The following is a 15192-nucleotide window of genomic DNA, read 5'->3' as shown; positions in this document are numbered from 1 at the left end:
GCTTTTAACCAGAGCGCCTGTTTAAAAACTTAGGGTAGAAAGCCGGTGAAACATTACGTCGGATGCAGTGGCCCATGGCATCGAGGTATGGGCGCAAGTAAGCAAAGAACTCGTAATATCCCTCACACAAATAATGTTTAGCCGTTAAAGAAAGTTCACCATTTGAATCAATCCGCTGCGCCGGACAAGCACCATGACACAGTGAGCGTTGGCTGCACCCTAAACAGTGCTGCTGGGTTCCAATAGGCTTGCGGTTCGAAAATTGCTGCTGAACCTTTGTTTCAATTAAGTCTGGATACTCTTGCTGGGTAAGATTGCCGACTTTAAACTCCGGATAAACAAAGTGATCGCAGCTGTATACATCACCATTGTGTTCCATCACTAAGTTGTCACCACACTGGGGCGCATGAACGCAAATCGACGATGGCATGCCAAGATGCATACCCAACGCGTTATCAAAGTGACTGACAAAAACCTGACCAATATCGTGTTTGCGCCACTCATCAAACACATCGATCATAAACTGGCCAAACTGCTTAGGTGAAACACTTCGGCTCGATACCCCTTCTCCCTTAACGGGTTCAACAATCGGGATAAACTGAATAAACTGCGCACCGAGTGCTTTCAAATGCTGATATACCCGCTTACCAAAATCACCATTATGATTTTGGATAACCGTCAGAATGTTGGTTTCTACTTGGTATTTTTGTAATACACGTAAACCTCGAATGACCTGTTGATAGGAGCCAAGCCCTCGACGCGTCTTACGGTAATGATCATGCAGCTCTTCATCACCATCAATACTGATGCCCACCAAAAACCGATGTTGCTTGAGAAACTGTGCCCACTCTTCATTTAATAGCACGCCGTTGGTTTGGATTGTATTGACTATCGCCATACCTGAACGTCGGTACTTATTCTGCAACGCAACCGCATGACGATAAAAATCAATACCACGCATAGTCGGTTCTCCCCCTTGCCAGCCAAAGGTCACTTCTCGACATCCTGCTGGCTGACTCTCAATGTAGTTTTTTACGTGAGCTTCTAGGGTTTCCAACGACATATCAAACCGCTTTGTTTCTGGGTAATACTCCGATTTATCCAGATAAAAGCAGTATTCACAATCGAGATTACACAAAGGCCCCACAGGCTTAGCAAGTATATGAAAAGGTCTTTTTGCTTTGACCCTTGCGGTTGGAATGATCAGTGATTGCATCGCTTAGTTCCGGCTTAATAGTTCGATTTTAATTTTATACAATTTAAATAAAACAGCTTTTCATTTTTTCAAACACCTTGACACAAAGCACATTTTTGAAATGCCATTTCAATATAATAGCATTCAAATAATTTGTATTACGAGCGCTCCGTTGAATGAAAAAGAAACCCAACTTGCTGTACGTATTCCCGGATCAATTTCGCTTAATGTCTTTGGGGATCTGGCAACAAGCACAGTACCAAACCTTATTAGCGGGCAAAGGTGACCCTGTTATCACGCCAAATCTTGATGCTTTTGCTCAACATGCCACTTTGTTACCAAATGCCGTTAGTAACTGCCCTGTGTGCAGCCCTCATCGTGGAAGTTTAATGACCGGACAATTCCCAGCTAAAAGTGGCGTTCCTTTAAACTGTAACTCCCAACGGGTTCAATCTGAGTTGCCACAAACGGCATTCTGCTTTACCGATGCACTGGCCCAAGCTGGATATGATGTAGGTTATATCGGTAAATGGCATTTAGATTTGCCCACGGCTAATGACCCAATCAATCCTGGGCGTTATGTCGATCCAAACCGTCCGGCATGGGACTCCTACACCGAGCCACAAAGAAGGCACGGTATTAACTATTGGTATGGCTACGGTACATTTGATCAACATTGTAACCCTCATTACTACGACACTTTAGGAAACCGTTACGAACCAAGAAAATGGTCGGCGGAGCATGAGGCGGATAAAGCGATCAGTTACCTCCAGAATCAGCAAAATCAACGCGACAGCAACAAACCTTTTGCCCTATTTGTCTCCATGAACCCGCCGCACAGTCCATATTCCAGCTTGCAAGATTGCCGAGAGGAAGACTGGCAACACTACCAACACCGTGATGCCGAGCAGCTATTAGTGCGAGACAATGCCGATGCGCACATGGACAAAGCAAACAGTGCCGCCTACTACTTTGCAAATGTCACGGGAGTCGATAAAGAATTCGGCCGCATTGTTGATACATTAAAAGAAATCGGAGAATGGGATAACACCGTCATTGTGTTTACCAGTGACCATGGTGAAACCTTATGTAGCCATGCTTTGGAAGATGCAAAAAACTGCATTTATAACGAAGCCTTTTCCGTCCCATTTTTGCTTAAAACGGCACAACAAAAAGAAAGCAAACATCATCCTGCTTTTCTTAGCAGCGCAGACATTATGCCCACCCTATTGGCGACAATGGGGTTACAAGGGACGTGGCCTGATGATATCGATGGCAGAGATTTGTCCTGCGCATTGTTAGACCCAGCGAATTTCACTAGTTTTCCTAACTGCGCCTTGTATCTACGCAACGTGGATGGCCCATCCGACCAACATGGCAAGGTAAATGACTACTTCCCAATTAGCCGTGGCATAAAAACGGCCAGCCATACTTTGGCTCTCGAAATCGATGGTAACTACCATTTAAGCCGAAGTTTATTATTTGATGATCAGCAAGATCCCTACCAAATGAATAATCTGCCTTTTCAGCCGGACTCACCCACGGTGCGTCGTTTGCTCAGAGCCTTGGCAGAAGAATTAGTTCGAACTGAAGACCCATGGGCGAGCCAACAAGTGCTTGGGCACCTACTCCCCTATGACCTGTTTAGCAATAAAGGATAATCAATGAGTGAGAATAAACACCCCAATGTCATTATTATGTACGCCGATGACTTGGGCTTTGGCGATTTAAGTTGTTATGGCGCCAATGACATCCCAACACCAAATCTAGACAAGCTGGCGGAGGAAGGCATCAAGTTCCACCAAGGTTATGCCACCGCAGCAACCTGCACCCCTTCTCGCTATAGCTTATTGACGGGGTCTTACCCATGGCGGAACCCAGATGCAGCCGTATTACCCGGAGATGCACCACAGATCATCGGTATCCATGATGAAACCATGCCTAAAATGTTCCAAAAAGTTGGCTACCGCACAGCGATCGTCGGCAAATGGCATTTGGGATTGGGCAACGGCGATTTGGATTTCAACCAAGAAATTCACGGTACACCGAACGATGTTGGTTTTGATGATTCCTTTATCATGGCGGCGACAAACGATCGCGTCCCGTGCGTGTATATCGACAATCGTCATGTGGAAAACTTAGACCCGAATGACCCCATTGACGTCACCTATGATTGGGACCAAGCTTTTGAGGGCGTTCCTACCGGCAGGCACAATCCTGAGTTGCTTGATGTCATGTACGATCACGGTCACGATGGCACCATTATCAATGGCGTTAGCCGCATTGGCCATATGCGTGGTGGGCAAGCTGCCATTTGGGATGATGAGACCATGGGCGAAGTCTTTGCCAATAAAGCCATCGATTTCATCGAACAAAACCAAGACAAGCCATTCTTCCTCTATTACGCTTTGCATCAACCTCATGTTCCGCGCATCCCTAACCCACGTTTTCGTGGCGTTACCCCGCATGGTGTTCGTGGTGATGTGATTGTGGAAATGGATTGGTGCATTGGCCAAGTGCTCGACAAGCTTGATGAGCTTAACCTTTCAAACGACACCATTGTTATTTTCTCAAGTGATAATGGCCCTGTACTGAATGATGGCTACAAAGATCTGGCTGTAGAGCAAAATGGTGAACATCAAATGGCGGGGCCACTCCGCGGCGGTAAATACAGCTTATTCGAAGGCGGCACGCGAGTTCCATTTATCGTTCGCTGGCCAAATGGTGCTGGCTCAGGAGAAAGCAATGCTCTGTTTAACCATGTCGATCTGTACCACTGTTTTGCTCAGCTTACCGGCTATTCACTTGGTGAAGATGAAGCGCCAGACAGTCTGCCACTGCTCGATGCACTTACAGGGAAGGATGCCCATGGCCGCGATAGCATGGTGTTGGAAGGCATGCAATACAAAAAGGTTTTTCGCGATCAGCGTTTTGCTTACATTCCACCGCATGATGATGACTTTGTCTGCCAATATACGGGCAACGAAAAAGGCAACATACCAAAACCTCAGTTGTTTGATCTGCACGATGACGTGGGCCAAGTGGTTAACTTAGCCAAAGAGATGCCAGAGAAAGTGGTTGAACTGCATGAAAAACTGCAAGATGTCATTACCAGCAAGCAAACACGTTAAAACACCTCAATACAAAAAAGCCCAGCATTTCTGCTGGGCTTTCTTTTTATGGTGTGATGATAAGCTGAGGTCCATTGCCGCTTTCGCGACTCGAGAAACTCACATCAGATTTACTGCTTGCTGAACCTTTATTTTCTAACACTAAGCCAAGGCTACCTGTGGTAATGAGATCGCTCACATCGACTTCTAACCATGAGCCTATTTGGTTCGGTGTAACTGTCACGATTGCGCCCGTTTTATTCACAGCAGGTAAGGTGTTCCAAGAAATATTACTCTCCTGCCAATCAGTATTCGACAGACGAGAGACAGTAATATCACGACTTGGGTCCGTGTTCACGTTGCGCACATGCAAGCGCAATGTCGCCTTGGATGTACTGGTCACATCTAATCCAGCAAGATCAAACTGCAGTACTGTTTTGCGGCTGTAACCCACACCGTCTTTTTTCACGACCAAATAGCTGTTATTGCCATAACTTTGCCCGGCGTACCTTCCGTCGCGAACAAACGCATCAAACTTGGTTGTGATGGTTTGCTGCTGCGAAGGTAAAGCTGGTGATGAAAAATCCACGGGTACACTTTTACCTAGCCAACGTTTTTCACCAGACGTTGCTACCGTTGTAGTTTGAGTTTGACCATTCTCGGTTAACGTTACCTTAACCAAGGTTCCTAACCCCGGTGTCGAAAGAGTAATTTCTGGCTCAGGTTTGGATTCATTAACAAGAACGACACTTGGCTTATCTACGGTAATTTCTTTACCACTACTCAGCACAAGGCTTCCCGCTTTGTGGAATACAATGCCTGTGATGTTAAGCGATGTATGCGTGACCGCTTGTAACGAACTGGTATTACTTAAGACTGTCACTGGTCGGTTAGCCGCGTAAGCTTGAGTATCACTGGCACTTTTTTCCGGTAACACAATGTACTGATAGGATGCGTTAGTCGGTTGCCAGCTGTGCCCTATTCGCAACATAAACACATCGTCTGAGACTACCTCATCTGGCTGCCCCTTGTTAATGTTACGCCAATTACCTTGCTTGGTGTCATTTTCCATATGACCATACCAAGATGCAGGGAATACATAACCGACACCGTCATGATGCACCCATGACGACCCCACCAGTTGACGGCTACCTTTTTGATACACTTGCCCATCCACGGTAACAGGGCCATTTAAACGCGTTTGGTTGACGGTCGTGTTCACATACTCCGAGCGGGTAGATTTAATCCCTGTCCCAAGGGCCACCAATTCATCTTTAAAGCTAAACCATGCCTTTTTCGCTTGAGTTGAGTATGCGTCCATGTCCATCACTGAAACACCATACTGCCCGTCCGAAACGCCACCAACAAACGAGGTTTGCATTTCAATGCGCCCCCAATCCGCTGGCTTGGTAGCAAACTGAGGAGACGTGACACCCGGAACTAAGCCCCAGTTCCAAACTGGGAAGAGGTTATGGTATTCATCTCCACGCTGCATAATGAAAGTGCTACCAAAACCAAGCCAGTTGCCCAGCAAGTTTTCACCATTCCCCGCTTCGGTTGGCTCAATACGGTTGGAGTTCATTTTAATGCCGATAAAGTGGTCTGCGCCCACCTTCGCTGCATAGTCAGAGCGCCAAAATTGTTTGTAACCTTGAAGGCCTGAATTCATACCTTGCAAGTGTTGTTTAAAGGCGAGCGCTTCTGATTGGCGAGTCGGTTTTAGTGCCGCAATGTAATCACTTTGCTTGATTAAGGTAGTCGGGTCTAACGTGCTGACTCGGCTGATACCTCGACCTCGACTGTTGTAATCAAGGGTGCCATGGCTATTGGCCCAGCGAACACCTTCAAGAAAGTAGTTCACCAGTACATCGATCTTGTCCGCGGCAAACTTCCACTGTAGATCACGCACTTGGTACGCCCAATAGGAGGCTGCGCCAAAGAACACTTCACCATAGCCACCAATATACAATTGCGGGCCATGCTGCTGGAAAGAGTAATCCGACTGAACACCTTCGTCTTCAGTCACCACGATGGTTTCTTCAATGCCATTCAAACCTCTTTCAACTTGCAAAGCATCCTGATTCAATAAACCACCAAATATGACGCCTTTTGACAAATCTGTTCTGTTCGCACCCGTTTTATAAGGCTCTGATGGCATGTCTGCAGCAATCAATCGGTTCAAATCCGTTGGCAGTTGATCACCCAACATTAACGCAGAGGGACCTAAGCGTAGCTGCTTGCCTATTTCATTCCACCACCAGTTTTTATTGGTTCGATCCGCAGAGTACCAATAATAAAGGGCTGAAATAGCGGCTTGAGCAGCATTCACATCGTTATTAAGAAATGCAGCGGAAGAAAGGATATGAATACGGTCTAAGTGAGCGCGAACTGGCGCTTCTTGTGTTGGGATCAGACTGTAGTCAATGTCTGCCCAACTACCATTGGCTTGCTGTGAAGTCAGATACTGCGCTGCAAGTTGGTCTATGTTTTCACCTTTGCTGGTTAACTTGTTTGACATGGATTCAGCAAAATCAGGCGCAACACGTTGCGATAATGTCGTAAGCTCGGTGGCCAGTGCTGGCTGACATATTAATAGTGCTGGGAGCACCCAACTTTTTGGAGTGATTTTAAATTTCATCTTATTTTTCTCTCGTAAGGTGTTTTAGGGGTACAGCGATGTGTTTTGCTTAAAACACACTCATTACACTACGATCGATAAAATGAAATTGCATTTCAGTTTTGTAAAAATATGATTTCAAGCCCAGTCTTGGCGATATTTTTCTTTATGCTAAGAAACTAGATGGTTATAAAAATCCTACAAATACAAAAGTTAAATCTATCAGTTAAACACTCATGGTGTCAGGTATACGCAACACATCCGACACCATGAGCTTTAGGAAAACCTCACAGCTTGCTGTTTGATATTCCTAGTTGTTCGCCGAATAAATAAAATCGGCTCTCATTGGCGTAAAAACGTCCAGTAAGATGGCTCCGTCTTCTAACGCAACAACGCCATGCTGACAATTTTTCTGCGCAAGGAACGAATCTCCCACGCTTAAGATACGCGTTTCTTCGCCTAAGATGACTTCAAAGCTACCGGCTAAAACATAGCTCAGTTGATCATGAGCAACATGACTATGAGGCACTCCTACCGCCCCTTTGGTAAAACGAACTTTGACCGCCATGATGTCATCATTCCAGTTCACCATACTCCGTTCAATGCCCGGCTCGACTTGCTCCCATGTCTGTTGCTTATCCATTGCAAAGGTCATGTTCTCTCCTTAACTCTCCATGATCGGTATTGTTGGTGTAAATAGAGTAAAAACCACTTTCGCCCAGTCGACCATTGTCTGCGTGCGTTTCGACGTTAAGTGGGTATTGATGCCCTTCTTGACTGAAGATAATCTCAACCACGGTTGCGCGGCCCGGTGTCGCAACGGACACACTGTAACCATGAGGTTCTGCTTCACAGGCAAGTACACAGGGTTCGTCCACGGTGATTTCAAGACCATTGCCCAAATCCAGCGAGGTCGGACGATAAAAGACGCACCCGATCCGCTCATGGTGTTGCACCGCCTGAACATCACGCTGATTAGCAATGATGTTTGCTTGAGGTGCGTTAGCGTACGCTTGTGTATCGCTGGCGGTCGCTCCCGGCAATATCGTGTATTGGTAACTGGCGTTATTGGGTTTTATTCCATGAGAAATGGTCAACTCAAACACCTCACCACTGACGGGTTCTTCACTTAAATGGTGATTAATACGATGCCAGTTAGACCCACGCTCTTCGCATTTGAGTTGCGCTACGCTGCCGTGCAGCACATAACCAATTTTGCCATGATGAACCCAGTCACGAGCATCGCCTTTGATTGCCCCTGCATCAGACGCACCATCACGCCATAACGTTTGTTCAAAGTGGCATTGGTTGATGGTGGTTCGAATCTCTTCTTCATGGCTAGAGCAAATCCCTGCACCCAATGCAATGACCATGTCGTCAAAGAAAAACCAAGATTTCAGCCCTTGGGTCTCTTGCACATCAAGCTCAAATGTAAAAATGCCCCAACGGCCATTTGACACGCCACCCGTCCAATGCGTTTGTTGTTCGACCCGGCCCCACTCGTGAGCGGGCATCGCGACTTGAGGATTAGTGACTCCAGGCACGCGACGCCAGTCCCAATATGGGAAAATGTCACGATATTCCAATCCCGTTGCACCAATATTCATGCTGCCAAAGCCAAGCCAAAAACCAAGTAAGTTTTCTTGATTACCTGTTTCGATTGGGTTGGTACGTTGCGAGTTGCCTTTCACCGTTACCGCATATTTACTGTTGGCTGAAACAGCATAATCAGAACACCAAAAGTGCTTAAAGCCCGCAAAGGGATAGGTTTCTCCGTTGAGGTGCCCAATATAACTCTCAAGGAAATAAGAATACTGAGGAAACAAGGCGCGTAGCATTCTGGCTTGCGCACATAATATTTGGCGGCCAAACGGCTTTTCTAGATCTGGCTTTGCAATCGCTCGGCCACACACGTTGTAATCCCAATAGCCATTACGCGTCATCCACACCGTGCCACGTAAATAATACTCGCCGAGTAATCGTTGTAGCTTAAGTGGAAAACTAAACGGGGTATTGCTTGTCACATACGCCCAAGGCAAAGCAACATTAATAAATGACTCGCCATAGCCCCCATTTTGTAACTGTGGCCCATGTTGCTGATAGGAGTAATCAGCCTGAATGCCTTCTCCTTCTGTCACCTCAATGGTTTCACAAATGGCATTCATTGCCGCTTCAAAGGTGGCTTCATTGCCGGTCAACAACGCACCAAAGGCCATGCCGTGCGCCAAATCCGCTTTATTTGCCCCCGTCATCGTCGCCTCATCTGGCAAGTCTGCTTTCATTTGAGCTTTGAGATCGTCCGGTAAAATGGGGGCAAGCATCAATGCGATTGGACCAAGCAGACGTTGCCTACCAATTTGGTTCCACCACCAGTTCCAGTTTTGTGGATTGACTTCATACCAATAGTCTAGGGCTTGAAGTGCATATTCTGCGGCTAATGGTGATTGTGAGCTGTGGTATTCACACGCTAATGTCAGGACTCGCTGCAAATAGCAGTGAATCACTTGTCCATCTTGTTCTGCTTCGGATAGCTGAATATCACGCCAGCCGAAAGAGCGAGAAAATTCTCGTTGCCATTGCTGGACATTCTGATGCCATTGCTCTCTTGGAATCAGCGTGATTTGTTGCAATGAGACTTCATCGACAACAGCAGATTGAATTTGCGTCAAGTGCTGCGAAATCATTCTATAAGTTCCTTAAAAAAGGCGCTTTCGCGCCTTTGATGGATAAAGTTAAGCATCCAACCAGAGCCATTGATATGGCGCTAGCGATAGGCTTACTTTCTCCCCTGTGGTATTGGTTATGGTTACCTCTTGCGGTAACTCACTAAAGTTCACCGCCGTCGCTTTTTGCATTTGAGGATAGAACGCCACATCTACTGCCGGGTTTTCAGACAGCCATGAATGTGTCTGTTGCTCCTGCTGACCAAGCCACAATAGGATGTGCTGTAGAAGACGGGCATTTTCCATACTAAACGGCAAGTTGCCTAAGTACACCGCACGGCCTTGTCCATAGTCTCTAGCCGTTAATGCTAGATGCTGTCCCTGAGCTGCAATTACCGTTAGATCTTGAGCCTGCGGGTAAACGTAACTTGGGTTACCAAAGTCTTCTGTCCCAGAAACGAACTGGCTGAGGTAATGCTCGGAAGAAATTTGCAATGGCATGGCAACACGACCCATGGTCAATGAGGTTTCTTTCTCCAAGCCAAACACATCACCCAATTGGAAATAGCGGCCATTTTTCTGAAATGCTGATGGGTCAGATACACCCAATAAGCCGCCACCTTTAGCCACAAATTCTCTGAGCTTAACGATGATGTCAGTACTATCCCAACACTCACCCCCACTCCAAGCTGAATTGGCGTCACCACTGTTGATGATGACCTTAATTTCAGGGTCAATACCGTGCTCAGCAATGTCTTCAAAGCTGATGAATTCCACCTCAAACGGTAATCCAGACAAACACTCCAACAGGTTATTACCCACCAGCTCCATCACATCCGGACGTGGTGGCACATAGAAACGTTGATCACGAGCCTGATTTTGCAACCAGCTGCGCGCTTCTCCCCATGCACTTAATACCGCCACTTTCCCTGTAATTTTTGCAGACTCACTCCGCTGTGTATTGTCTAGGTATTCGCCAAATTGCTTTGAAATATCCGTGACGTGGTCAATAAAGTGAGGGAACTTGTTTGCCAATGAGAGATAGCCACCATAACCAATGCGATCCAATGGTTTTTGCAACATCGCTCGACGGATCTTAGTCCAGTTGGACATCGACTCTACGACCGGATCATTCCCTTCACAGAAAACATCTGGGAAGAAGTAAGGGTAAAAACGTGCTTCGCGGATCTGATCGCCACCTGAATCGGTTAAACGACGCAGAGCAACCCCATCTTCCACCGCGCCCACATTAATATCGATGCCGATCTTCTGATAGCTTGCTAGGAAAGGTTCTGTACCAATCCAGTGATCGCCTTGGAACATCGCTGTGCGCTTGCCAGCTTTGTGCGCCATTGCCACCAGCTCAGCAGCGAATTCAACCACAAAATCCTGCACAAAAGTCATCCAATCTCGGTATTGCTGAGATGGCACTTTATAGGTGCCGTTGTAATAACCCGCATCGACAAAATCTTCTGGTGACAATGCATAGCCAAAACGTTTTTCAAAATCTTGCAATGCTCGTGGACTCACTGTTTCACCATAACCTGTCCAGTCACGGTAAATATCTTGGTTCAGCTCACCCGTATCGATTACAAACAAGAAAGCGAAGGTGGTAAAACGAACCACCGTAGTATCTGGGTGTGTTTCAAGCCAATGTTGGAAATGGTTAAGTAGGTGCTGACGACATTCCGGATGGTATGGGTCGAGGCTTTTGATGCGTGGTCCATCCCAGTCATTGGTCAAGGCGTTGTACATCGACACACTGTCCCACACCTGACGCGCCATAAAGGTGATGGTGTATTCATGGTATGGAGTGGCTTGAATGATGTCGACACGCTGCTTTTCAGCGTCAAAGGACCAGTGTTCAACCGGTACGACTTTGCCAGCGGTGCGATCACGCACTTCCCACCACTGCTTAGGATCGCTGTCATCGTCTAACTCATACTTGTCTTTACTGTAACCATCCAGCGGCTGGATCGTAACGGTTTCATCCATCGCTGTAACAGGGAAAGACATCAGATACTTACGGTGCAAGCATTCTGGATGTTGATTGGCATAATCTTGATCAGCACGAACTAAACACATTACAGAATAGATATCACTGTCTTGTTTAGCGAGTGAGTCTGGCATGCTGGTTCCATCACTGTCTCGCAGGGCGTCTGCTTGCCAGCGTTGATAAAGATCCAATACCACGTCTTCCTGACCGACTTCGACAGGCAGGGTCATATGACCTTTTCGAGAGGCAACCTTGGTCATGATAAGCTCCAAAATGTTGGGTCAATCGGGGGAAGGCTCCCCCGAAGAAATAAGAGTTAGAATTACCAGAAGAACTTCTGGTAACCATTCGCACGCATGAGTGCTTCAAGGTAGTAATAATCACCATAAGGCAGCATGTTGTCGCACAACCCTACCTTCACGAAAGATGCGCCATGAGCCAATAATCCCAGCGCTTTTTCATCATGGGTTACGTCACAGGTATCGATTAAGCCTTGGAGCAAATATAGGCCCCAATCACGGTATTGCTTAGCTTCTTCTGCATCGGTAATACACTGAGAAATCAATAATAAACCTGCTGCAGTGATCGCCCCTGCTGAACTGTCTTTGTATTGGATTTCGTTAGCAGGTAACGAATAATCCCACACTGGCACACCATCATCAGAGATTTGTGCAACAGCGTATTGAGCCAGTTTTTTAGCAAGCGTTAGGAACTGCTCGTCCCCTGTGTATAGATACGTTTGAGCAAAACCATGTACCGCCCAAGATTGACCGCGAGCCCAGCATGATTCGTCCGCATAACCTTGGAAGGTTTCCCCTTTGATTGGCTGTTGGGTTACCGGATCAAAGTTGAACGAGTGGTAAGTCGAATAGTCTTCGCGAACAATGTGTTTTGCTAACGTCTCACTGTGGGTTCTTGCTGCTTGCGCATATACAGGTGACCCTGTCACCTCGGACGCCCAGAATAACAAGGCTGTATTTTGCAGTGAATCGATAATCGATTTACCTTGTGTGATTTCCGGCCCTAATGGATGGGTATCATTCCACGCAACAATGTAGCCACCGATCTTGCGAAAACGATGAATCAGATGATCGGCCGCGCGAATCGCCATCATTTTAGACTCTTCATCGCCAGTCAAACGATAGTCAGCCACACAGCTTAAGCTGTATTGAAAACCAAGGTCATGATCAAGCCAGAACGGATCTAGCAACATATCGGCAAAATAACGCTTGCGCAGCTTAGCGCTGTTTTTAAACTGCTGCTCTGCGGTCATTTGGTAGCATAACCACAATTCACCGGTCCAGAATGAAGACACCCAATCAAATTGATCACAGTATTGCCACTGGTTGTTTTCTGTGCCAATTTTCGGATTACGTTCACCAATCTTAGGGATGTTTCTTTTGACAGACTCGACCACCGTTGATAAGTGATTCAGCACTCTTTGCTCGTCGAGTACGGCAGGTAACGGACGCAGTGTTATAGATTCGCTCATATTAACTCTCAACATCTTTACTGGGTAAAGAAAAGGGATGATTTATGTATTACCTATAGTCTATCGTTATCATTATTAATAAACGCATAGCTCGGTCACATTTTATAAAACACCTTTTCATTTTTAAATTTAAGTTCAAAAAAAGGCTGCAACGCAGCCTGATAGCAACTATCGAGCGAGCCAACCACCATCAACCGCCACCGTATAACCGTTGACATAATCCGATGCCGGAGACGCTAAAAAGACCACGGGTCCAGCTAAGTCGCTTGGTAGCCCCCAACGATTAGCAGGAATGCGTTCCAAAATAGCCTGATTGCGTTCTTCGTCGGCGCGAAGCGCTTGTGTGTTGTTCGTCGCCATGTATCCGGGTGCGATTGCATTGACGTTGATGCCTTCTGCTGCCCACTCATTAGCCATTAACCGTGTCAGACCCATGACGGCACTTTTCGAAGCCGTATAAGAAGGCACACGAATTCCACCTTGGAATGACAACATGGACGCAATATTAATGATTTTGCCACCCGATTGTTGCGAGCGGAATTGACGAGCAACAGCTTGGCTCATGAAGAAGACGGTTTTGGCATTGAGATCCATTACGTCGTCCCAGTCCTTCTCACTGAAATCGATCGCATCATTACGGCGGATAATACCTGCGTTGTTTACCAATATGTCGACACGCCCTGCAAGGCTAACAGCTTGATCGACCACTGAGGTAATGACTGACTGATCACTCAGATCGGCGGTAATCGCATGGAATTTACGTCCAACCGCTTCAACTTGTTGTGGTGTATCTTCCGCATCTGAGTAATTCACGCCAACAATATCGCAGCCGGCTTGCGCCAGTGCGACTGCCATGCCTTGCCCTAGCCCGGTATTACACCCAGTTACCAATGCAACTTTACCCTCTAGATTAAAAGCATCTAATACCATTTAGTTTACCTTTTGCTTTACTGCACTTACCAAAAAAGAAAATGCAATTTTATTATATTGAAACACCGTTTTACTAAATATCAAAGACAAAAAAAATTTGGCTTAATATTCTGTGAGCTTGTTCAGACTATCTCTGCGCACACTTATAATGAGTATCACTCACTTGGCGCAGACGTTCTGCTGCTTGTTCCGGTGTCAGATCGCGTTGGCTTTCTGCCAACATTTCATAACCCACCATAAACTTACGAACTGAAGCACTACGAAGTAATGGTGGATAAAAGCAGGCATGCACCTGCCAGTATTGGTTCGGCTCACCTTGAATAAACGGCGCGCCATGCCAGCCCATTGAGTATGGGAATGAGCAGTTGAATAAATTGTCATACCGCGTTGTCAGTTGTTTAATCGCATCCGCCAAATCGGTTTGCTGGTCGATGCTGAGTTCAGTTAGTCGACCTGCCTTTGCTTTGGGTAACAGCAAGGTTTCAAATGGCCATGCCGCCCAATATGGTACCAATGCAACCCAATGCTCAGTTTCAACAACAACACGTTCCCCACTTTCGAGCTCACGTTGCACATAATCCAATAGCAACGGGGTGCCATGTTGCTCAAAATAGGCCTTTTGATGGTTATCTTTCTTCTCCACCAGCGTCGGGAGAAAACTGTTGGCCCAAATCTGCCCATGAGGGTGTGGTTGAGAACAGCCCATCGTCTCACCCTTGTTCTCAAAGACTTGAACCCAAGGATAATCAGCACCTAATTCTCTGGTTTGTTCAATCCAAGTGTGAATGACTTGACCTATCTCTTCACTTTCTAACTCTGGCAGCGTACGGCTGTGATCGGGAGAGAAACAAATCACTCGGCTTTCACCTCGGGCGCTGTGCATTTTAAACAGCGGATCATCACCTAAAGAGGATTCCGGTGTATCGACCGTAAGCGCTGCAAAATCATTTTTAAAGACGAAGGTGCCGGTGTAGTTTGGATTGACATCGCCACTGATTCGACTGTTTCCCGGACACAAAAAACACCCTTTATCGTAGGTAGGCAATACTTCAGTACTTGGCGACTCTTGCTGCCCTTGCCATGGGCGTTTGGCTCGGTGAGGTGATACCAGCACCCACTCCCCAATTAACGGGTTATAACGGCGATGGGGATGCTCAGAGACATCAAATGATTGCATCATAGTTTCCTT

General features: G+C 46.6%; 10 protein-coding genes. 2 read left to right on the top strand and 8 right to left on the bottom strand.

The window, feature by feature from the left end; all coding sequences use genetic code 11:
* Nucleotides 1-4: 4 nt before the first annotated feature.
* Nucleotides 5-1216, bottom strand: a complete 1212-nt coding sequence (locus ACQEXS_RS02145; protein WP_427012637.1) for an anaerobic sulfatase maturase — start codon at nucleotides 1214-1216, stop codon at nucleotides 5-7.
* 155 nt (nucleotides 1217-1371) lie between these two features.
* On the opposite strand from ACQEXS_RS02145, the gene ACQEXS_RS02140 reads away from it, so the two are divergent.
* Nucleotides 1372-2856, top strand: a complete 1485-nt coding sequence (locus ACQEXS_RS02140) for a sulfatase family protein (protein ID WP_427012636.1) — start codon at nucleotides 1372-1374, stop codon at nucleotides 2854-2856.
* 3 nt (nucleotides 2857-2859) lie between these two features.
* Nucleotides 2860-4326, top strand: a complete 1467-nt coding sequence (locus ACQEXS_RS02135; protein WP_427012635.1) for a sulfatase family protein — start codon at nucleotides 2860-2862, stop codon at nucleotides 4324-4326.
* Nucleotides 4327-4372: 46 nt separating this feature from the next.
* On the opposite strand, the gene ACQEXS_RS02130 is transcribed toward ACQEXS_RS02135, so the two are convergent.
* The 7 genes from ACQEXS_RS02130 to ACQEXS_RS02100 all read right to left on the bottom strand — a co-directional run bounded on the left by ACQEXS_RS02130 (nucleotide 4373) and on the right by ACQEXS_RS02100 (nucleotide 15183).
* Nucleotides 4373-6943 carry a polysaccharide lyase family 8 super-sandwich domain-containing protein gene (locus ACQEXS_RS02130; protein ID WP_427012634.1) on the bottom strand — a complete coding sequence of 857 codons (2571 nt, stop codon included), beginning with the start codon at nucleotides 6941-6943 and terminating at the stop codon, nucleotides 4373-4375.
* Nucleotides 6944-7232: 289 nt separating this feature from the next.
* Nucleotides 7233-7577, bottom strand: a complete 345-nt coding sequence (locus ACQEXS_RS02125) for a cupin domain-containing protein (RefSeq protein WP_427012633.1) — start codon at nucleotides 7575-7577, stop codon at nucleotides 7233-7235.
* On the bottom strand, nucleotides 7558-9606 hold the full coding sequence (locus ACQEXS_RS02120; RefSeq protein ID WP_427012632.1) for a polysaccharide lyase family 8 super-sandwich domain-containing protein: 2049 nt from the start codon (nucleotides 9604-9606) through the stop codon (nucleotides 7558-7560). The genes ACQEXS_RS02125 and ACQEXS_RS02120 overlap by 20 nt, the downstream gene beginning before the upstream one ends.
* 48 nt (nucleotides 9607-9654) lie before the next feature.
* Complete coding sequence (gnpA, locus tag ACQEXS_RS02115; RefSeq protein ID WP_427012631.1) at nucleotides 9655-11841, bottom strand: 1,3-beta-galactosyl-N-acetylhexosamine phosphorylase; 2187 nt, start codon at nucleotides 11839-11841, stop codon at nucleotides 9655-9657.
* A 62-nt stretch (nucleotides 11842-11903) separates the two neighbouring features.
* Complete coding sequence (locus ACQEXS_RS02110) at nucleotides 11904-13073, bottom strand: glycoside hydrolase family 88 protein (protein WP_427012630.1); 1170 nt, start codon at nucleotides 13071-13073, stop codon at nucleotides 11904-11906.
* A gap of 168 nt (nucleotides 13074-13241) precedes the next feature.
* The gene (gene kduD, locus ACQEXS_RS02105; protein WP_427010206.1) at nucleotides 13242-14003 is read right to left on the bottom strand and encodes a 2-dehydro-3-deoxy-D-gluconate 5-dehydrogenase KduD; all 762 of its coding nucleotides are present in this window, start codon (nucleotides 14001-14003) and stop codon (nucleotides 13242-13244) included.
* 127 nt (nucleotides 14004-14130) lie between these two features.
* Nucleotides 14131-15183, bottom strand: a complete 1053-nt coding sequence (locus tag ACQEXS_RS02100; protein ID WP_427012629.1) for a UDP-glucose--hexose-1-phosphate uridylyltransferase — start codon at nucleotides 15181-15183, stop codon at nucleotides 14131-14133.
* Nucleotides 15184-15192: the final 9 nt, after the last annotated feature.

This window comes from Vibrio sp. TRT 17S01 (assembly GCF_050113695.1).
GTDB lineage: Bacteria > Pseudomonadota > Gammaproteobacteria > Enterobacterales > Vibrionaceae > Vibrio.
The sequence above is the reverse complement of the archived record's forward strand: the minus strand, read 5'-3'. Positions and strand labels throughout refer to the sequence as shown.